The sequence below is a fragment of the Microcoleus sp. genome (assembly GCF_049646505.1).
Classification (GTDB): Bacteria; Cyanobacteriota; Cyanobacteriia; order Cyanobacteriales; family Microcoleaceae; genus Microcoleus.
Genome location: NZ_JBARVX010000103.1, coordinates 1 through 4,517 on the forward strand (window position 1 = coordinate 1; position 4,517 = coordinate 4,517).

General features: G+C 44.9%; 8 protein-coding genes and 1 pseudogene. 8 read left to right on the plus strand and 1 reads right to left on the minus strand.

The features are described from left to right. The 4 genes and pseudogenes from WBA89_RS05965 to WBA89_RS05980 all read left to right on the plus strand — a co-directional run. Window positions 1-617 (plus strand): annotated as a pseudogene (locus tag WBA89_RS05965) (hypothetical protein); the annotation flags it as partial. Window positions 618-1,012: 395 nt separating this feature from the next. Further along, a complete protein-coding gene (locus tag WBA89_RS05970) occupies window positions 1,013-1,363 on the plus strand; it encodes a cupin domain-containing protein (protein WP_424404690.1) in 351 nt (116 codons plus the stop codon). Window positions 1,364-1,408: 45 nt separating this feature from the next. Next, entirely contained in the window at window positions 1,409-2,173 is a 765-nt protein-coding gene (locus WBA89_RS05975; RefSeq protein WP_424404700.1) for an alternative oxidase, read from the plus strand. Between the two features lie 12 nt (window positions 2,174-2,185). Then, entirely contained in the window at window positions 2,186-2,641 is a 456-nt protein-coding gene (locus tag WBA89_RS05980; RefSeq protein WP_424404692.1) for a pyridoxamine 5'-phosphate oxidase family protein, read from the plus strand. Here the strand turns inward: WBA89_RS05980 and WBA89_RS05985 are convergent. After that, window positions 2,638-2,820 carry a hypothetical protein gene (locus WBA89_RS05985; protein ID WP_333420789.1) on the minus strand — a complete coding sequence of 61 codons (183 nt, stop codon included), beginning with the start codon at window positions 2,818-2,820 and terminating at the stop codon, window positions 2,638-2,640. The two genes, WBA89_RS05980 and WBA89_RS05985, sit on opposite strands and share 4 nt — an antisense overlap. A 252-nt stretch (window positions 2,821-3,072) precedes the next feature. Here WBA89_RS05985 and WBA89_RS05990 point away from each other — a divergent pair, with 252 nt between their 5' ends. The 4 genes from WBA89_RS05990 to WBA89_RS06005 all read left to right on the plus strand — a co-directional run. Then, on the plus strand, window positions 3,073-3,207 hold the full coding sequence (locus WBA89_RS05990) for a hypothetical protein (RefSeq protein ID WP_424404694.1): 135 nt from the start codon (window positions 3,073-3,075) through the stop codon (window positions 3,205-3,207). Between the two features lie 82 nt (window positions 3,208-3,289). Beyond that, a complete protein-coding gene (locus tag WBA89_RS05995; RefSeq protein ID WP_424404696.1) occupies window positions 3,290-3,643 on the plus strand; it encodes a DUF5335 family protein in 354 nt (117 codons plus the stop codon). 81 nt (window positions 3,644-3,724) lie between these two features. Next, window positions 3,725-4,381: an SDR family oxidoreductase gene (locus WBA89_RS06000; RefSeq protein ID WP_424404698.1), complete on the plus strand. Its 657-nt coding sequence runs from the start codon at window positions 3,725-3,727 to the stop codon at window positions 4,379-4,381. Between the two features lie 65 nt (window positions 4,382-4,446). Beyond that, on the plus strand, window positions 4,447-4,517 hold a 71-nt coding region (locus WBA89_RS06005; protein ID WP_424404702.1), incomplete at its 3' end, for a helix-turn-helix domain-containing protein.

Below are 4,517 nucleotides of genomic sequence, written 5' to 3' on the forward strand. Positions count from 1 at the left end.
CACATACAGGCTCATCAAAAGGCAATAGTGCGATTTTTCACGGACAAGGAGCCGGAAACGAAGATCAGAAAAATGATTTATTGCGTTACTTTCGCCAAGTCAACAACGGTTTAGAGTCTTTCTTCAAAAACCAGCAAGCACCGCTAATTTTGGCAGGAGTTGATTATCTATTCCCGATTTATCACGAGGCAAATACTTATGCCAATTTGCTACCTGATGGTATCCCTGGCAATCCAGAAACTTTGACTCTGGAAGAACTGCATACCCAGGCTTGGCAGATTGCACAACCCTATTTCGATCTTGCCAAAGTATCAACAATTTCCCATTACGAGGAACTACAAGGTAGCGAAAAAACGGCTAATACTATCGAAAAAGTCGTACCTGCCGCTTATTTCCAGCGTGTTGAAACCTTGTTTGTGCCTATCGATAAAAACGTTTGGGGAGTATTCGATCCAGAGAAAAATTCCATTCAGATTCATGCTCAACAGGAAACAGGCGACGAAGATTTGCTCGATCTAGCGGCACTACATACCCTCACCAATGGGGGAACAGTTTACGCCGTAGAACAGGAAGATGTTCCTGAACATAAAGCGATCGCTGCTATCCTGCGCTATTAAATAATTCGTAATACTTCGGCTGCGCTCAGTTAGAAGGGCGGTTAAAAACCGCGTCTACACAGGCAAAACCCACCTCCGTGGGTTATAAAAGCTTGATTTTCTCTTAGTCCACGGAGGTTGACTTTGTTTGTGTAGCCGCGAATTCTATTCGCCAGGACTTAAGTTAACACTTTGTTAAGAGTATCCCCCTAAATCTACAATTCTCAACCGCAAAACCTGCAGCCTGGAAATTCAAAAAATCCTCTACTCAGAAAGTGTGCTGCGAGGGGCTGCCTGTCTTTTTTGGGGACATCAACCGATCGCCAAAATTGTCTTTCCATAGTTCAATACAGACACTCAATCCATAAGTGTCTTTGTCGCTCAAATCAATCTCTCTGCAATAAAGGAATCATCCCATGACTACAACCATACTGTCATTGAATACAACCAAAATTCGTTGGGCGGACATCATTGAGTATCCCCAGCATGGAGCTAAAAGTAAGGTTATGCTAGAAGATGGAAACTGCCGCTATATGCTGATGTCTCTGGCGGCAGAATCGACCCTTGCAGAACATACTAATCCTTGCAATGCGACCGTGAATGTGATTGAAGGACAAGGCGTGCTGACGCTGGAAGATCGAGAGATTGTTCTAGAATTTGGAGTTTTTGCTTTTATACCCGCTAACGCACGCCATGCGCTTAAAGCAGCAACTAACCTCGCCTTTTTATTGACGCTTTCTGAACAGGTTGCCAACTCCAAACATTGACCTAGACGCATTCACTCTAGCTCGTGCAAGACATCGTTCAAAATAATTAGGAAACTAAACATCATGATTCGACTGCTCGTTAATTTTTTGGAAGCTTTGTTGAATAACTTTTATCGGGGTCGCGATCGCGCCTTTGCTCGGTTTTATGTACTGGAAACCGTTGCCCGTGTACCCTATTTTGCTTTCACCTCGGTTTTACACCTCTACGAAACGATGGGCTGGTGGCGTAAATATGACTGGTTAAAGGTACATTTTGCCGAGTCCTGGAATGAACTGCACCATCTGCTGATTGCTGAATCCCTCGGTGGCAATGACCATTGGTACGATCGCTACCTTGCCCGGATCGGAGGATTAATTTATTACTGGATCATTGTTTTGGTCTATATGATCAACCCCCGTGCTGCCTACAACTTCATGCAACAAATCGAAGAACACGCCTACCACACCTACGATCTGTTTCTCAAAGAACACGGTGAAGAACTCAAACAAATGCCTGCCCCAAAAGTGGCAATCAACTACTATCTGGATGGCGACTTGTATATGTTCGATGAATTTCAGACGACGCATCCTGAAGCCTTTCGCAGGCCTAAGATTGAGAATCTATACGATGTCTTTCTGGCAGTTCGCGAAGATGAATTAGAACACGTCAAGACGATGATTGCGTGTCAACAACCTGAAGCTCAAGATACATTCCAAAGCCCCCATACCGAGAATCGTCCTGTATTTCCAGAATCGGTAAGAACCGCGATCGAGTTACAATCCGCCAAAATTATACAGGAAGCAGAAAAAGAACCCGTTGAACTATCGTAATTGCCAAGGAGAATGACTGTGTTAGATATTGATGAAATGAGTACCAAAGAGATCCGCGATCTCTTGCAAAAGGTAGGACACGGGCACTTAGGTTGTGCCTTTGAAGGACATCCCTATGTTGTGCCTATGCACTATTATTTCGACGACCCAGATATTTACATCTTCACCACGGTGGGGATGAAGACTAAGTATATGGATGCCAATCCAGAAGTCTGTTTGCAAGTTGAAGATGTCCACAACCTACAGCATTGGCGCAGCGTTACTGTGATGGGGCGAGCCGAACACATTACAGATAAACAAGAGTTCGATCGCGTAATTCAGTTTGTCAAAACGGAAAATCCAACACTTTCGCCTGCGATTAATCGAACCTGGATTGATGCCTGGGGTCGCGCAGAGGTCATGGCGCTTTACCGCATTCGTCCGAGTGAGATGAGTGGACGAATGACTGATGGAGTCAGCAGTCGCTAACAACCGAAATATCTCAAACGTTGAGACTGTTGGCGAAAATACGATTCTCCAGAAGCAGACGCTTCACCAAGGAATTCCGCGAGTTCGTTAACTGATTTCGAGAATCGGGAGTAGCTGACTAATTCATTCAAGTCAAAATCGACTTGTAACTGGGGATGGATGCTTCTGAGGAGAATCATAGACCTTATTTTGGTTGAGTCTAACTTTTCGTTAAAACATTCAAATGTTAGAGATTATATCAATTTTAAAAAAGAATGCAACAGTGTTCTTGTCCCCCCCCTTTTGCAAGGGGGGGCTAGGGGGGGTCGAAGAGTGTTGCACGATTTTAGAAAAATGGTATTAGATGGGGCAACTTGTGCAAACATTCAATCGAAAGGTAGAGAGTATATGGGGCAACTTGTGCAAATATTCAATTGACTGCAAAAAAACCAATGGGAGCATCCCAATTTGGTGACAAGCGTTTTTTAGGAGTGCGATCGAGACGCTCGCACGCTATGCCGAGACCGAGACGCTTGCACGCTATATCATCCAAATATATTATTCTGATGCAACCGTCCACGATCTGAAAGCAAAAATGGGATTATCCCAACTCAATTTGTTTTTACTACTTTTTTCTCACAAACAATTATCATGGTGAATAAAATGATAATGACAAATAAAATTGACATCAACAAATCTGTGCCGAGCGAGCGCTGGGGTGAATTTTTCGATCAGTTTACTGATGGCAATCGCGGACGGCATATTTCGATCGAAATCATCGGTTCAGAACTCGGTGATGCAGAACTGATTAAAAATGTACCTCTTCATGCGATGGTTTACGATCGCCCTGGCAAGGGAGATGATTTGGTGATTGAAGTGGGTAAAGATGTGGTGACTTACGCTCACACGATCGATTCACCAACAGAAGTTTTAACGGGACAGAACTCAAACGGTGTGATTGTGGCGATGTCGATCGCTGACGCTGCTGGTACACAAACATTGATCCAGCTACAAGCTAGTTGAGCTGATTGAATAATGCTGAGTTGAGCTGATTTCAGCATCCAATGTTTGATGACCCACACTCAATAACCCGCACAAATCAAGATGTCTGAAATTCAAAACAAAGTGGTAATCATCACCGGAGCCAGCAGTGGATTAGGTGAGGCGACAGCGAAGCGACTTGCTGCTAGTGGAGCCAAACTAATGTTAGCTGCCCGCCGCGAAGATCGGCTCAAAGAACTGGTTGATGCGATCGCCCGATCGGGAGGAACTGCAACCTACCGAGTGACGGATGTCACCGATCGCGCACAGGTGGAAACCTTAGCCAAGGAAACTTTGAGCACCTACAGCCGGATCGACGTGCTAATCAATAATGCCCGGTTGATGCCGCTCTCTCCCCTCGACCAAATCAAGGTGGAAGAGTGGGATCAAATGATTGATGTCAACATCAAGGGCGTTCTCTACGGGATTGCGGCCGTGTTACCAACTATGCGCCAGCAAAAGTCCGGTAACATCATTAACCTATCATCTGTCGCCGGACATAAAGTGTTTCCCGGATCGGCGGTTTATTGTGCTACTAAGTTCGCAGTGCGATCGATATCGGAAGGGCTGCGATTAGAGTCAAACGGTGAAATTCGATCGACTAATATCTCACCAGGGGCAGTTGCGACTGAGTTGACTACCACGATTAGCGATGAAGATACAGCAGCGAACATGAATGGACTTTATCAGAAAATTGGGTCGAAAACCCCGTCCTTCTAGGACGGATTTATATTTACCAGAGACATACTCGTCACTAAATGTGCTATGGTAGTGAAATGTTAACCATGAATTACCGCTACCGAATCTATCCAACCGTCGCTCAAGCGCAGTCGCTTTTTGAGTGGATGGATACTTG

Coding starts and splice junctions, on each gene's coding strand:
- WBA89_RS06000 (WP_424404698.1), top strand. CDS start 3,725: ATGTCTGAAATTCAAAACAAAGTGGTAATCATCACCGGAGCCAGCAGT.
- WBA89_RS05990 (WP_424404694.1), top strand. CDS start 3,073: ATGGGAGCATCCCAATTTGGTGACAAGCGTTTTTTAGGAGTGCGATCG.
- WBA89_RS05985 (WP_333420789.1), bottom strand. CDS start 2,820: ATGATTCTCCTCAGAAGCATCCATCCCCAGTTACAAGTCGATTTTGAC.
- WBA89_RS05970 (WP_424404690.1), top strand. CDS start 1,013: ATGACTACAACCATACTGTCATTGAATACAACCAAAATTCGTTGGGCG.
- WBA89_RS05980 (WP_424404692.1), top strand. CDS start 2,186: ATGACTGTGTTAGATATTGATGAAATGAGTACCAAAGAGATCCGCGAT.
- WBA89_RS05995 (WP_424404696.1), top strand. CDS start 3,290: ATGACAAATAAAATTGACATCAACAAATCTGTGCCGAGCGAGCGCTGG.